This is a genomic window from Herbiconiux sp. (assembly GCF_023264895.1).
Taxonomy (GTDB): domain Bacteria; phylum Actinomycetota; class Actinomycetes; order Actinomycetales; family Microbacteriaceae; genus Herbiconiux.
The window spans coordinates 1-12,912 of record NZ_JAHFUY010000111.1 but is presented as its reverse complement, the minus strand read 5'-3'; the positions used below and the strand labels follow the sequence as shown (position 1 = coordinate 12,912).

16 protein-coding genes are annotated in these 12,912 nt (G+C 71.4%); 1 reads left to right on the top strand and 15 read right to left on the bottom strand.

All coding sequences use genetic code 11. The features are described 5' to 3' along the window. The 6 genes from Q0D57_RS17210 to lysS all read right to left on the bottom strand — a co-directional run. Nucleotides 1-811: Clp protease N-terminal domain-containing protein (locus Q0D57_RS17210; RefSeq protein ID WP_291046337.1), on the bottom strand; the 811-nt coding region annotated here is incomplete at its 3' end. Nucleotides 812-915: 104 nt separating this feature from the next. Further along, nucleotides 916-1,356, bottom strand: coding sequence for a DUF5684 domain-containing protein (locus Q0D57_RS17205; RefSeq protein ID WP_291046336.1), 441 nt, complete (start codon nucleotides 1,354-1,356; stop codon nucleotides 916-918). A 38-nt stretch (nucleotides 1,357-1,394) separates the two neighbouring features. Then, entirely contained in the window at nucleotides 1,395-2,843 is a 1,449-nt protein-coding gene (gene cls, locus Q0D57_RS17200; RefSeq protein ID WP_291046339.1) for a cardiolipin synthase, read from the bottom strand. A 96-nt stretch (nucleotides 2,844-2,939) separates the two neighbouring features. Beyond that, nucleotides 2,940-3,122, bottom strand: coding sequence for a hypothetical protein (locus Q0D57_RS17195; protein WP_259530242.1), 183 nt, complete (start codon nucleotides 3,120-3,122; stop codon nucleotides 2,940-2,942). Nucleotides 3,123-3,137: 15 nt separating this feature from the next. After that, the gene (locus Q0D57_RS17190; RefSeq protein WP_291046333.1) at nucleotides 3,138-3,365 is read right to left on the bottom strand and encodes a hypothetical protein; all 228 of its coding nucleotides are present in this window, start codon (nucleotides 3,363-3,365) and stop codon (nucleotides 3,138-3,140) included. 25 nt (nucleotides 3,366-3,390) lie between these two features. Beyond that, the gene (gene lysS, locus Q0D57_RS17185; protein WP_291046331.1) at nucleotides 3,391-4,908 is read right to left on the bottom strand and encodes a lysine--tRNA ligase; all 1,518 of its coding nucleotides are present in this window, start codon (nucleotides 4,906-4,908) and stop codon (nucleotides 3,391-3,393) included. A gap of 78 nt (nucleotides 4,909-4,986) precedes the next feature. On the opposite strand from lysS, the gene Q0D57_RS17180 reads away from it, so the two are divergent. After that, entirely contained in the window at nucleotides 4,987-5,919 is a 933-nt protein-coding gene (locus Q0D57_RS17180; protein WP_291046330.1) for a LysM domain-containing protein, read from the top strand. Between the two features lie 37 nt (nucleotides 5,920-5,956). Here Q0D57_RS17180 and panC read toward each other — a convergent pair whose 3' ends face one another. From panC to folE, 9 genes are all read right to left on the bottom strand, one after another. Then, complete coding sequence (panC, locus tag Q0D57_RS17175) at nucleotides 5,957-6,868, bottom strand: pantoate--beta-alanine ligase (RefSeq protein WP_291046328.1); 912 nt, start codon at nucleotides 6,866-6,868, stop codon at nucleotides 5,957-5,959. 75 nt (nucleotides 6,869-6,943) lie between these two features. Beyond that, a complete protein-coding gene (locus tag Q0D57_RS17170; RefSeq protein WP_291046326.1) occupies nucleotides 6,944-7,648 on the bottom strand; it encodes a Rossmann-like and DUF2520 domain-containing protein in 705 nt (234 codons plus the stop codon). Continuing rightward, nucleotides 7,635-9,281, bottom strand: a complete 1,647-nt coding sequence (locus Q0D57_RS17165; RefSeq protein WP_291046324.1) for a PH domain-containing protein — start codon at nucleotides 9,279-9,281, stop codon at nucleotides 7,635-7,637. The genes Q0D57_RS17170 and Q0D57_RS17165 overlap by 14 nt, the downstream gene beginning before the upstream one ends. Beyond that, entirely contained in the window at nucleotides 9,278-9,748 is a 471-nt protein-coding gene (locus Q0D57_RS17160) for a PH domain-containing protein (RefSeq protein ID WP_291046338.1), read from the bottom strand. Before Q0D57_RS17160 ends, Q0D57_RS17165 begins: the two co-directional genes overlap by 4 nt. A 121-nt stretch (nucleotides 9,749-9,869) precedes the next feature. Next, a complete protein-coding gene (locus Q0D57_RS17155) occupies nucleotides 9,870-10,325 on the bottom strand; it encodes a DUF3180 domain-containing protein (RefSeq protein WP_291046322.1) in 456 nt (151 codons plus the stop codon). Then, the gene (folK, locus tag Q0D57_RS17150) at nucleotides 10,322-10,882 is read right to left on the bottom strand and encodes a 2-amino-4-hydroxy-6-hydroxymethyldihydropteridine diphosphokinase (protein ID WP_291046321.1); all 561 of its coding nucleotides are present in this window, start codon (nucleotides 10,880-10,882) and stop codon (nucleotides 10,322-10,324) included. Before folK ends, Q0D57_RS17155 begins: the two co-directional genes overlap by 4 nt. Then, nucleotides 10,879-11,325 carry a dihydroneopterin aldolase gene (folB, locus tag Q0D57_RS17145; protein ID WP_291046319.1) on the bottom strand — a complete coding sequence of 149 codons (447 nt, stop codon included), beginning with the start codon at nucleotides 11,323-11,325 and terminating at the stop codon, nucleotides 10,879-10,881. The genes folK and folB overlap by 4 nt, the downstream gene beginning before the upstream one ends. Next, nucleotides 11,322-12,143: a dihydropteroate synthase gene (folP, locus tag Q0D57_RS17140; protein WP_291046317.1), complete on the bottom strand. Its 822-nt coding sequence runs from the start codon at nucleotides 12,141-12,143 to the stop codon at nucleotides 11,322-11,324. The genes folB and folP overlap by 4 nt, the downstream gene beginning before the upstream one ends. Continuing rightward, entirely contained in the window at nucleotides 12,140-12,820 is a 681-nt protein-coding gene (folE, locus tag Q0D57_RS17135) for a GTP cyclohydrolase I (RefSeq protein WP_291046315.1), read from the bottom strand. The genes folP and folE overlap by 4 nt, the downstream gene beginning before the upstream one ends. Between the last annotated feature and the right edge of the window lie 92 nt (nucleotides 12,821-12,912).

Here is a 12,912-nt window from a genome sequence, read left to right as displayed (position 1 = left end):
CCTTGGTGACCTTCTTCAGGCGCTCCTCGAAGTCTCCGCGGTAGCGGGATCCGGCGATGAGCGAGCCGAGGTCGAGCGTGTAGAGCTGCTTGTCCTTCAGCGTCTCGGGCACGTCTCCGCGCACGATGGCCTGGGCGAGGCCCTCGACCACGGCGGTCTTGCCGACGCCGGGCTCACCGATCAGCACGGGGTTGTTCTTGGAGCGGCGGGAGAGGATCTGCATGACCCGCTCGATCTCCTTCTCGCGCCCGATCACGGGGTCGAGCTTGTTGTCGCGCGCGGCCTGGGTGAGGTTGCGACCGAACTGGTCGAGGATCTGGGAGCCCTTGTCGGGCGCCTGGTCGTTGCCGCCGACCGCGACCTGCTCCTTGCCCTGGTAGCCGGACAGCAGCTGGATGACCTGCTGGCGCACCCGGTTGAGGTCGGCGCCCAGCTTCACGAGCACCTGGGCGGCGACGCCCTCGCCCTCGCGGATGAGCCCGAGCAGGATGTGCTCGGTGCCGATGTAGTTGTGGCCGAGCTGCAGCGCCTCGCGGAGGCTGAGCTCGAGCACCTTCTTGGCACGCGGCGTGAAGGGGATGTGACCCGTGGGCTGCTGCTGGCCCTGGCCGATGATGTCCTGAACCTGCTCGCGCACGGCATCCAACGAGATGTTGAGCGACTCGAGCGCCTTGGCGGCCACGCCCTCACCCTCGTGGATCAGCCCCAGCAGGATGTGCTCGGTGCCGATGTAGTTGTGGTTGAGCATCTTGGCTTCTTCTTGTGCCAGGACGACGACGCGACGGGCTCGGTCGGTGAATCTCTCAAACATGTCTGTCTCCCTGGTCGCCAGGGCAGGTGGATGGCGACCGTTAGGAAGAGACTAACCAGCGAACAGGGGCCGGACAGCCCCTGTTCGCCGTGGGCGTGACGGAATCAGACCCGAGGGGCCGCCGGCGCCCCGACGGGCTCCCGCGGTGCGGCGCCGTAGGGCTCGCCCTGGTACTCGGCCGTGCCGAAGCCGAGGAGGGGGTAGCCGATGAACGGCAGCGGCCAGAACAGCAGGAAGAAGCCGAACGCGCCGCCCTTTCCGAACTTGCGGGCCACGTTGATCGCCACGATGATCCCCACGATGATGTTCGCGATCGGGATGATGAACCAGATGAACCACCAGCCCGGCTTGCCGGCCGTGCGGCAGAGGGTCCACCAGTTGTAGAAGGGCACGATGGCGGCCCAGCCGTGCAGGCCCGCCTTGCGGAACACGGTCCAGTGCCCGGCGATGATGAGCACCGAGACGATCAGGCTGAAGATGACCGACAGCGGGTCGTTGTAGTAGTAGTAGTCGTTGAATCCGTCGTCGAACGTGGACGTGATCATAGGTATCCCCCCAAGGATGTCGTGTGTGTGTGCTGTTCTTACTGGATGGCGGAGGTGAGGCGGGCCAGGTTGTCGAGGATGGTGGAGCGCAGCGGTTGCTTGTGCCACTCCTCCAGGGTGAGCTCGCGGCTGACTTCGCGGTAGCCGTCTTCGACTCCACGCATCGCCGCCACGAACGGGGCCCCGCGCACCATGAGCGAGACCTCCATGTTGAGGCTGAACGAGCGCATGTCCATGTTGCTCGAGCCGATCACGGCGACGTCGTCGTCGATCGTGAAGTGCTTGGAGTGCAGGATGTAGGGCGCCTGGTACATGTAGATGCGCACGCCCGCCTTCAGCAGCACCTCGTAGTAGGAGCGCTGCGCGTGGTAGACGAGCGCCTGGTCGCCGATCTCGGAGACGAACAGCTGCACCTCGACGCCGCGCTGGGTGGCGGTCGTGATGGCGTAGAGCATCGCGTCGTCCGGCACGAAGTAGGGGCTCGTGATGATGATGCGCTCCTGCGCCGCGTAGAGCAGCGCGAGGAACAGGCGCAGGTTGTTCTCACCGTCGAAACCGGGGCCGGAGGGCACGACCTGCATGTCGAGGGCGCGCGGATCCTCGTCGATCACGTCGTCGGTGATGGCCCGGGTCTCCCGCAGCAGCAGCTCGTCGGACTCGCTGTACCAGTCGGTGATGAAGATGGCGTTGATGCCCGTGACGATGGGGCCCTCGAGGCGCGTCATGAGGTCCTGCCACTTGAGCCCGCGCTTGAGGTTGGACTTCTTGTTGTAGCTGCGGTCGACCACGTTCTGCGAGCCCATGTAGGCGACCTCGCCGTCGACCACCAGGATCTTGCGGTGGTTGCGCAGATCCGGGCGCTGCCACTTGCCCTTGAGCGGCTGCACCGGCAGCATGTAGTGCCATGTCACGCCCGCGCGGTCGAGCATCTTCGCCGTCTTGCGATGGCCGGGCGCCCTCACCGAGGCGATGTGGTCGAGCAGCACCCGCACAATCACACCGCGCTTGACCGCGGCCGCGAGCGCCTCGAAGAACGGCTTCGTGGTGGCGTCGTAGGAGAGGATGTAGAACTCGGCGTGCACGTAGCGCTGCGCGTCGTCGATGTCGGCCGTCATGCGCCGGATCGACTCGTCGTAGTCGCCGAGGAGGGTCGCGTCGTTGCCGCCGACCAGGGGCATGGCCCCGAGGGTGCGGTTCAGCTCGACGACGTTCTTGAACCACGGTGGCCACGGGTGGTCGTCGCTGACCCGCTCGATGCCCTCCGTGGTCTCGATGATGAACTCGTTGATGGCGTGCTGCTTGTCGCGCCTGGACTTCGGCAGCTTGTAGGAGCCGATGAGCAGGAACAGCAGGAAGCCGATGTAGGGCAGCACGAAGATGGCCATGAGCCAGGCGATGCCGGTGGAGGGCCGGCGGTTGCGGGGCACCACGATGATCGCGATGACGCGGATGGCGAGGTCGACGGCGAGCAGCACGAGCACGACCATGCCCGCGACATCGGCACTCGACACGGCAGCCCCCTTCGCTCTCCCCCGGAGATCCCTCCCCTGGCGGGATTCATCCCCTGAGAGATACCGTAGCGGCTACTCGGCGGCGGCCTTCTCCATCGGCAGCCCGAGTCGTGCGCGCTCCTCGGCCTCGACCTTCGCGAGCGCCTTGCGCTCGGACTTGTCGGCCCGGATGAGCGAGCGCATGACGAACCAGAACACCAGTCCGAGCAGGATGGTGGGGGTCACGGCGTAGATCGCGGGCCAGAAGTCGTTCATCGGCTCCACGATACGTCATCCACCCTGGGTGATGATCCCGAAGATCCCCGATCCGATGAAGTAGAGGCCGATGCCGCCCGCCACCAGCCAGATGGCGATGCGGGTGATCGTGGGCCGGCGGGGATCGTTCTCGTCGGCCGGGGGCTTGCCGGCACCGGCCTGCTCGGCCGCGCGCTGCTTGTTCTCGCGCTCGGTCTTGCCGGGTTCGAACGGGTCGGGCTTGCCGCCACCGAGAAAGCTCATGCGCTCATCCTCTCCGGAACCCCGGTCACTTGACCAGCGGGAACAGGATGGTCTCGCGGATGCCGAGGCCCGTGAGCGCCATCAGCAGGCGGTCGATCCCCATGCCCATGCCCCCCGAGGGCGGCATCCCGAACTCGAGCGCGCGCAGGAACTCCTCGTCGAGCCGCATCGCCTCGTCGTCTCCCGCGGCGGCCTGCTCGGCCTGCTCCACGAAGCGCTCGCGCTGGATGACGGGATCGACGAGCTCGGAGTAGCCCGTGGCGAGCTCGAAGCCGCGGATGTAGAGGTCCCACTTCTCCACGACGCCCGGGATGCTGCGGTGCGCGCGCGTGAGCGGGCTCGTCTCCACGGGGAAATCGAGCACGAAGGTGGGGCGGGTGAGCCCGCCCTTCACGAAGTGCTCCCAGAGCTCCTCGACGAGCTTGCCGTGGTTGGGCAGGTGCACCTCGACGCCCTCGCGGTCGGCGAGCGCCTGCAGTTCGGCGACACCGGTGGCGGGCGTGATCTCGACACCGGAGGCCTCGCTCAGCGACTCGTACATGCTGATGCGGTCCCACTCGCCGCCGAGGTCGTACTCGGTGCCGTCGGCCCAGGTCACGACGTGCGAGCCCGCCACCGCGAGGGCGGCGTTCTGGATGAGCGACTGGGTGAGCTCGGCGATGGTCGTGTAGTCGCCGTAGGCCTCGTACGCCTCGAGCATCGCGAACTCGGGGCTGTGCGTGGAGTCGGCGCCCTCGTTGCGGAAGTTGCGGTTGATCTCGAACACGCGGTCGATTCCGCCCACGACGGCGCGCTTGAGGAACAGCTCGGGCGCGATCCGCAGGAACAGCTCGGTGTCGAACGCGTTCGAGTGGGTCACGAACGGGCGGGCCGCGGCTCCCCCGTGCATGGTCTGCAGCATCGGGGTCTCGACCTCGAGGTAGTGCCGCTCGGCGAAGGTGCGGCGGAGCGAGGCCATGGCCTCGGCGCGCGTGCGCACCACCTGGCGCGCCTGGTCGCGCACGATCAGGTCGAGGTAGCGGTTGCGCATCCGCGTCTCCTCGCTGAGCTCGGTGTGCAGGTTGGGGAGCGGGAGGATGGCCTTGGACGCGATCTTCCAGCCCGTCGCCATGACGCTCAGCTCGCCGCGGCGACTCGAGATGACCTCGCCGGTGACGAACAGGTGGTCGCCGAGGTCGACGAGCTCCTTGAACTCGGCGAGCGACTCCTCGCCCACGTTCGCGAGCGAGAGCATCGCCTGGATGCGGGTGCCGTCGCCGGACTGCAGCGACACGAAGCAGAGCTTGCCGGTGTTGCGGAGGAAGACGACCCGGCCGGCCACGCCGACCGTCTCGCCCGAGGTCTCGTCGGCCGCCAGGTGGCCCCACTTCTCGCGCACGGCGGGGATCGTGGTGGTGACGGGCACCGACACCGGGTACGCCTCGGCGCCCGAGTCGATCAGCCTGTCGCGCTTCGCGAGGCGCACGGCCTTCTGCTCGAAGACCTCCGCCTCGTCGTCGAGCTGCTCGGGGGAAGGGGTGTTCTCGGCGGATGCGTCGGTCATGGAAGAGGGGTCTCCTTGAAGTCGGCCCCAGTTTACCGGGCACGGGCGGGGCCGGGCGGCATGGGCTATCGTCGGGGGATGGTGGCAGGGCGGCTCGGACGGCTCCGCGCAGTGGCGCTGGGCGGGCTCGTCACGGCCTCGGCCCTGGTTCTCCTGGCGGCCTGCACGAGCGGTGCCGCACCGGGCGACGGCACGGGTGCAGCGGCGACTCCGCCGCGCACGTCGGCCTCGGAGCCCGCCGATCCGGTCGCCGGCGCGGATGCCGATGCCCCGGGCGCAGCGGGCGACGCCGCGGTCGCTGCGGCCTCCTGGGTGCCCGAACCCCTTCCGGGCAATGCCGTGCTCGCGACCGGCACGTTCGAGTCGCCGGATGCCGCCGTCACCGGCAACATCGCGGTCGTGACGGATGCGGCGCGCGTGGTGGAGATCGTGCTCACCGACTTCGCGCTCGACCCCGAGGTGGCCGCCGGCGCCGCACCGCAGATGACGCTGCTGTCCGAGCCCATCGGTGAGATCGGCTGCTACGACACCGACGGCTACTCCTTCCAGCCCACCCCCCTCACGGGCGACCTCGAGCAGCGGATGACGATGGGCCCGGTCGACGATGTGCCCACCGGCGATCCGAGCTTCCTCGACCAGGCCGTGATCTACCTGCCCGTCGGGCCGGACCTGTCGGCGGAGTCGCCGGAGGAGCCGCGGGTGGACGGCTGCTACGGAGACACGATCGCGATCGCCGACCTCGAGTGGCTGACACCGCAGGACCTGCCGGAGCTCGCCGACTCCGGCATCCGCTCGGGTGCCACGGGCGAGGTGGGCACGGATGCCGACGACGCACTCTCGGTCTACGTGGTTTCCGAGGGCGACTCACTCGGTCAGATCGCCGCGCGGTTCGGGGTGTCGACCGAGGCCGTGCTCTACCTCAACGCCGGCCGGATCGGACCGGGCGGGCTGCTCGAGGACGGCACCGTCTACGCGGGCGAGGCGCTGAACCTCTCGCAGGCCGCGCGCTGATCCGCGCCCGGGTGCGGCCGGCGGAGCGGACTCCCGCTCAGGTGCCGAGGTAGATCGCGGCGTTGTCGATGAGGCGCGTGTCGCCCACCTTCGCCGCGATGATCACGCGCGCCTTGCCGGTGTAGCCGTCGTCGACCGGCAGGAAGGTGTCGGGGTGCACGATGGCGAGGTAGTCGAGCTCCACGAGCTGCTCCCCCATCGCCGCCGACTGCGCCGCGGCGAGCACCGCGTCGATGCCGCGGTCGGAGGCCGACTCGGCGGCCTCGAGCACGTGCGGCAGGGTGATGGCGGCCCGGCGCTCGCGCTCGTCGAGGAAGCGGTTGCGGCTCGAGAGGGCGAGCTCGTCGTAGTCGCGCACGGTCTCGACGACCTCGACCCGCACGGGCATGTCGAGATCAGTGACCATCTGCTGCACGAGGAACACCTGCTGGGCGTCCTTCTGGCCGAACAGCACGACATCCGGGCCCACGCTGCCGAGGAGCTTGGCCACGACCGTGAGCACGCCGTCGAAGTGGCCGGGGCGGCTGCGGCCCTCGAACAGTCCGCCGACGCGGCCCGCGGTGACCCGTGTGGCGGTGAGACCGCCCGGGTAGAGCTCATCGACCTCGGGGGCGAAGACGATGTCGGCGCCGTGGCCCGCGAGCTTCGCGAGATCGCCCTCGAGGTCGCGCGGGTAGCGCTCGAGGTCGGAGGGGTCGGTGAACTGGAGCGGGTTCACGAAGATCGAGACCACGACGACGTCGGCGATCTCGGCTGCGCGCTCGACGAGGGCGACGTGGCCGGTGTGCAGGGCTCCCATGGTGGGCACGAGCGCGACCCGCACGGGCTCGGCGGGGCCGGGTGCTTCGGCGCCGGAGCGCCTCTCGGCGAGGGCGGCGCGCATCCCGGCGATCGTCGTGATGACGACCGGGGCTGCCGACGAGCGGTCAGCCGTGACGGCTTCGGTCACCGGGACTCCTTGGCTGTGCAGTGGTGCTGGTGCGGGCGACCACGAGGTGCCGGGCGCCACGACGATGCTACCCGCTCAGTCGGGAGCGATTCCGCCGGCCCGCGTGAGAGCGTTGTCGACGGAGGTGCGCACGAGGGGGGCGAGCAGGCGGCCGGGGGCCTCGATGCCGATGCCGGCGAGGATGCCCGTGGCCTGGTCGACGATGGCGGTGGAGAAGGTGCTGGCGGTCTCGATGGCCTCGGCGTAGGCCGCCCGGTCGGCCTCGGCCACCACCACGGGCTCCCCGCCCATCTCCACGACGAGCGCCTGGGCGATGGGGAGCACGGGGGTGGGCGCCGTGACCGCGAAGTGGGTGCCGGCCAGGCGGGCGATGTCGATGCTCGTGCCCGAGAACGACAGGGCAGGATGCACGGCGAGCGGGATGACTCCGGCGGCCCGCGCGGGCGCGAACACGTCGACGCCGTACTCGGCCGCGGTGTGCAGCACGAGCTGGCCCATCTGCCAGGTGGAGGTCTCGGCGAGGCCCGCGATGAGGGCGGGCAGCTCGGCCGTGGGCACCGCGAGCAGCACGAGTTCGCTGCGCTCGACGATCTCGGGGATCGTGAGCACGGGAACGTCCGGGAGCATCGCCTCGGCCCGGTCGCGGCTCTCCGCCGAGATCGCGGAGATGCCCACGATCGCGTGGCCGGCTCCGGCGAGCGCCGCGCCGAGCACGGGCCCCACGTGGCCTGCTCCGATGATGCCGACGCCGAGCCGGCCGGTGCGTTCAGAGGCTCTCATGCCGGGTCTCCTCCGGGTCGGGGGCTGGGTCGGTCAGGGCGGGATGCGACGCCCAGCGGTGGGCCGTGTCGGCCGCGGCGGCCCGCACGGCAGCGCGAGCCCAGGCCTCGAACGACTCGTCGGCGGCCTCCGCGTCGAGAGCGGAGAGGTTCGAGCGCACCGGGCCGGCGACGGTGTGCACGGTCAGCTCCGAGAGCCGGAGGGCCCGGTGCAACGGTCTGCGCGTGAGGCGGAGGCTCTGCACGCGGGCGAAGGGCACGATCGAGAGGTGCCGCCAGACGAAGCCCGAGCGCAGCAGCACGGCGTCGGCGGTGACCGCCGAGCCGGTGCGGCGCCAGGACAGCGGCTGGTAGGGCCACGAGCGACGGGGTGCCGCGGAGAATCCGCCGCCCTTCCGCGCCACGAGCCCGGCGAGCACGAGCTCGCGCGTCTGCTCACCGGCGAGCCCGGGGAGGAGGAGCCCCAGCACCCGGCGCACGTCGTCGACCGTGCCCACGGGCAGCATGGTCGTGCTCGTCTGACCGCTCCCCTCCCCCGCGGCGCCTGCCCGGTTGATCCGGATCATCCACCAGCCGGCCGCCCGCCAGAGCAGCGGCTGGCTGACCTCAACGGCGTGGATGCGCCCGGGCGGCAGTGTGTCGTTGCTCGTAGAGAGCAGGCCGTAGCCGATCCGCACCCCGTCGGAGGTACCCGCGATGCTGTAGCGCAGCGACTTCGTGAACCGGTTGAAGTAGTAGCCGCCCGCGGCGAGCACGCCGGGCACGAGGATGATGACGAGGAGCTCCTGGCGCCCGGTCACGGAGGCCACGACCACGATCGCTCCCACCACGAGGAGCGCCACGGTGAAGCCGCTCAGGACGAGCGAGCCGATCAGCCGGCCGGGCGGGATGCGCACGACCGACTCGGGCGGTGCCGCCGAGGGGTCGAGCTCGGGAGCGAGCAGCTCCCGCACGCGCTGGTGCACGATGCCGTCCGGCGGCCCGGGCACGGCGGCCGTCCCGATCGAGGTCGAGAGCGATGCCGCGGCGCCGGCGGGATCCGCTGCGCCACCGGCATGATCAGCCTCCGCCTCGCTCTGCTGCACCCCCGAAGCGAGCAGCAGCACCTCGCGACGCAGCCGGTCGGCGTCGGCCGAGCCGAGGTACGACAGCTGCACCTTGGCATCCTGGCCGGCCACGCTGATGTCGAGCTTCGCGGCGCCGAAGATGCGCGCGAAGAGCGGCCGCGCGATCGAGACGCCCTGGATGCGGTCGAGCCGTGCCCGGCGGTGGGTGCGGAACATGATCCCGCTGCGCACCTCCACCACGTCGTCACCCACCCGGAAGGTGTGCATGCGCCAGGAGGCATAGAAGCCCGCAATGCCGACGAGGAGCCCGACGACGAGGGCGAGCCCGACCCAGCCGAGGTGTCCGCGCTCGTAGGCGGTCTGGAACGGGTCGTCCGGCACCGGCCCGCCGAACACCAGCTCGACGGCCCGCTCCCGGAAGTTCGCGAGCGCGAAGCCGAGCACCGCGATGAGCGCGATCCCGCCCCGGAGGAGCGGTGTGGCCGGGTGGAGGCGATGCCACTCGCCGTCGACGAGGTCCGGTCGCCCGGTCTTCCCGGTGCCCGCGACCTCGGGTGCGCCGCTCACAGTCCGATGCGGCGCGACTCGGCGAGACCCACGAGGCGGTCGCGGAGCGCATCCGCATCGCTCTCGACGAGGCCCGGGATGGAGACGCCGGTCGCGGCGGCCGCCGTGACGAACTTGAGCTCGGCGAGGCCGAGGGCCCGCGCCACCGGCCCGCGGTTGATGTCGATGAGCTGCATGCGGCCGTAGGGCACCGACACCCGGCGGTGGAACATGATGCCGCGACGGAAGACGAGGTCGTCGGCCCGCAGCCGGTAGCCGATCGAGCGCACCCGGCGCGGCGCGAAGGCGAGGTTGAGCACGCCGATCACGACGGCGAGACTGAGGGCCGGCCAGCCGAACCAGGTGCCGAGCACGATGAAGGGCACCGTGATGCCGCAGAGCACGAGGGCGCCGATGGCGGCGGAGACGAGCTCGACCCCCACGTACTTGGGGCTCACGCGCTGCCAGTCGTCTGACTGCGGGGGCAGTTCGGGGCCGCCGGGGGTCGTGGGCTGCCCGTCGTCCGGCTGTGGGAGCACCTCGGGGACCGTCGGGCTCGCGCGCTGCCCGTCTTCGGTGTGCGGGGGAACCTCGGGGTCGCTCACGGTCTCAGGCTTCCAGGTCGGGTTCGTCGGGTGGCAGGGTGCAGAGCCGCTCGGCCACGAGGCCCGCCGCGGCGAGCACGAGGCCCGACAGCGCGGCGGCGACGCCCGGCCAGAGCGAGCCTACATCCGCCACCACCGGGCGGGTGAGGAGGAACGCCACGACCCCCGCGCCGAAGCCCGCGATGAGACTGCCCACGAGGCCGGACGCCTTCGCGAGCACGACGACGCGCATGGCCCGGAACGGGTCGATCCGCGACCTCGCGGTGCCCCGGATGGCCCGGCGGATCGGCAGAGCGAGCGCGATCACGATGGCCGCGGCCGCCACGAGCGTGATCGGCAGGGTGAACGGCGGGATCATGACGGGCTGCCCGGCCGAGGCGAGCGCCACCTCGAGCACGAAGCCCACGGCGAGGCCCACGACCGCGCAGACGACGATCGTGACGGCCCTCGTGTGCCTCACCGGGCCTCCCCCACGTACGGCCTGAGGGTCGACTCGGGGATGCCGCCGAGCAGCCGGTCGATGCGGCCGGCCCCCGGGAGCACGGCATCCGGAGCGATCTCGAGCCACGGCACGAGCACGAAGTCGCGCTCGGCTGCCCGCGGGTGCGGGAGCGTGAGCCGCTCGGTCTCGCGCACGATCGAGGCGAAGGTCACGATGTCGACGTCGAGGGTGCGGTCGCCCCAGCGCTCCTCGCGCACCCGGCCGTGTTCGTGCTCGATCCGGTTGACGACTCCGAGGAGCGCCTCGGGGTGGAGGGTCGTGCGGATCGTGGCCACGGCGTTGAGGTAGGCGGGCGCGTCGAGTTCGATGCCCTCGGGCTTGACGGCCGCGGTCTGGTAGAGCCGGGAGAGGGCGAGCACCTCGATGCCGGGCTCGGCGCGGAGCTCGTCGACGGCGGTGCGGATGGTGGCCTCGCGGTCGCCGAGGTTGCTGCCGAAGGCGAGCACGGCGGGCAGCGCGATGGAGCGCCGGTCGAGGCCGGCGACGGCGTGGGGGCTCGGGCCGGGTGCGGTCATGGTGCGGCGTCTCCGGTGACGGGGGCGGATGAGGTGTGTGCTGGGGTGCCGGTGGTGGCGGCATGCGGCGCCGACGCGCTCGCACGGTGCCGCACGATCGTGATCGACACGTCCGAGAACGGCAGCGGGATGGGCGCGTCGGGCTTGTGCACGACCACCCGCACCCGCTGCACCGGCGGGTGCGCGAGCACGACTCCGGCCACCCGCTCGGCCAGCGTCTCGATCAGGTCGACGGGGTCGGCCGCCACGGCGTCGGAGATCTCGATCGCGAGCTCGCCGTAGTGCACGGTCTGGGCGAGGTCGTCGGCGCCCGCCGCCGGTGCGGTGTCGAGGGCGAGCTCGACGTCGATCACGAAGCGCTGGCCGTTCTCCCGCTCGAAGTCGAAGACCCCGTGGTGGGCGAAGACCTCGAGTCCGGTGAGGGTGAGGAGATCCGGGGTCACGGCGCCCCCGTCCGTCCGCGGCGCACGGCGGCGGCCACGTCGAGGGCCGCGGCGGTGCTCGACACGTCGTGCACGCGCACACCCCAGACGCCCTCGTCGGCGGCGAGGGCGGCGAGCACGGCCGAGGCGAAGTCGCGCTCCGAGGTCTGGGCGCCGCCCGGCACGAGCTCGCCCACGAAGCGCTTGCGCGAGGCGCCGATGAGCACGGGGAGCCCGAGGGCCACGAGCCGGTCGAGGTGGCCCAGCAGGGTCCAGTTGTGCTGCGACTTCTTGGCGAAGCCGAGACCAGGGTCGAGGATGAGCCGTTCGGGGGCGACCCCCTTGACGATGAGCTGGGCGGCTCGCAGCTCGACCGCGTGCAGCACTTCGGCGACCACGTCGTCGTAGCGGGCGAGGTCGTTCATCGAGTCGGCGTGGCCGCGCCAGTGCATCACCACGAAGCGCACATCCGAGCCCGCGATGACGTCGTCCATCTCCGGATCGGCGAGACCGCCGGAGACGTCGTTCACGATGGCCGCCCCGGCCGCGATCGCCGCCTCGGCCGTGGAGGCGTTCATGGTGTCGACGCTCACGGTGATGCCGCGCTCGACGAGGTCGCGCACCACGGGCAGCACCCGGCGCTGCTCCTCCGAGACCGCGACACGGCGGGAGCCCGGACGGGTGGACTCGCCGCCCACGTCGATGATGTCGGCGCCGCGGTCGACCATGCCCACCGCGTGCCGCACGGCGGCGTCGCGGTCGAGCCAGAGGCCGCCGTCGCTGAACGAGTCGGGGGTGACGTTGAGGATGCCCATGATGGACGTGCCGCTGCTCCTCATCGGGCGCCGCCCTCGGCATCCGGAGCGCGCTGGCCGATCAGGGTCATCAGCTCGGCCCGGGCGGCGGGCTCGGCGAGCGCCCCGCGAGCGGAGAGCGTGACGGTCGTGCTGAGCGCCTGGCGGCGGCCTCGCGCCGAGACGCAGCCGTGCTTGGCCTCGACCACCACGAGCACGCCCCTCGCGTCGAGGCTCCGCTCGAGGGCCTCGGCGATGTCGTCGGTGAGCCGCTCCTGCAGCTGCGGGCGCGAGGAGGCCGACTCGATCACGGCGACGACGCCGCCGAGGCCCGCGAGAGCTGCGCGCGGCAGGTACGCGGCGTGCACGACGCCCTCGAAGGGCAGCAGGTGGTGCTCGCAGACGGAGCGGAACGTGATGTCGCGGAGGAGCACGGGCTGGGCGGGCTTCTCCGGCGTCGCGGACCGGCCGGGCCCCCCGGTCTGGCCGGGCTGGGCCGGCTCATCCTGCGCGTCGTCGGTCGCCACGGCGCCGGCCGGCGGGGCGAAGGTCGCGCCGAGCGCGTCGGCGGGGTCGGTGCCGACGCTCGCGAAGAGCTCGGCGTAGGCCTCGGCCACCCGTCGCGGGGTCTCGGCGAGGCCCTCGCGATCGGGGTCCTCGCCGATGGCCGCGAGGATCTCCCCGACCGCGGCCTCGATCCTCGCTCGGTCGACGCTCGACACGGGCGCCTAGGCGGTGGCGGGGCGCGGGTTGGTGCGCGGCGCGCGCTTCGCCGTGGCGGGGACGGCGTCGGGCTCCGGCCCGGAGTAGACTC

Bases quoted from the DNA above. Each gene is read 5' to 3' on its own strand.
- Q0D57_RS17195 (WP_259530242.1), bottom strand. From the start codon at position 3,122: ATGAACGACTTCTGGCCCGCGATCTACGCCGTGACCCCCACCATCCTG.
- lysS (WP_291046331.1), bottom strand. From the start codon at position 4,908: ATGACCGACGCATCCGCCGAGAACACCCCTTCCCCCGAGCAGCTCGAC.
- cls (WP_291046339.1), bottom strand. From the start codon at position 2,843: ATGGTCGTGCTCGTGCTGCTCGCCGTCGACCTCGCCATCCGCGTCATC.
- Q0D57_RS17205 (WP_291046336.1), bottom strand. From the start codon at position 1,356: ATGATCACGTCCACGTTCGACGACGGATTCAACGACTACTACTACTAC.
- Q0D57_RS17190 (WP_291046333.1), bottom strand. From the start codon at position 3,365: ATGAGCTTTCTCGGTGGCGGCAAGCCCGACCCGTTCGAACCCGGCAAG.
- folP (WP_291046317.1), bottom strand. From the start codon at position 12,143: ATGAGGAGCAGCGGCACGTCCATCATGGGCATCCTCAACGTCACCCCC.
- Q0D57_RS17180 (WP_291046330.1), top strand. From the start codon at position 4,987: ATGGTGGCAGGGCGGCTCGGACGGCTCCGCGCAGTGGCGCTGGGCGGG.
- Q0D57_RS17170 (WP_291046326.1), bottom strand. From the start codon at position 7,648: ATGAGAGCCTCTGAACGCACCGGCCGGCTCGGCGTCGGCATCATCGGA.
- folK (WP_291046321.1), bottom strand. From the start codon at position 10,882: ATGACCGCACCCGGCCCGAGCCCCCACGCCGTCGCCGGCCTCGACCGG.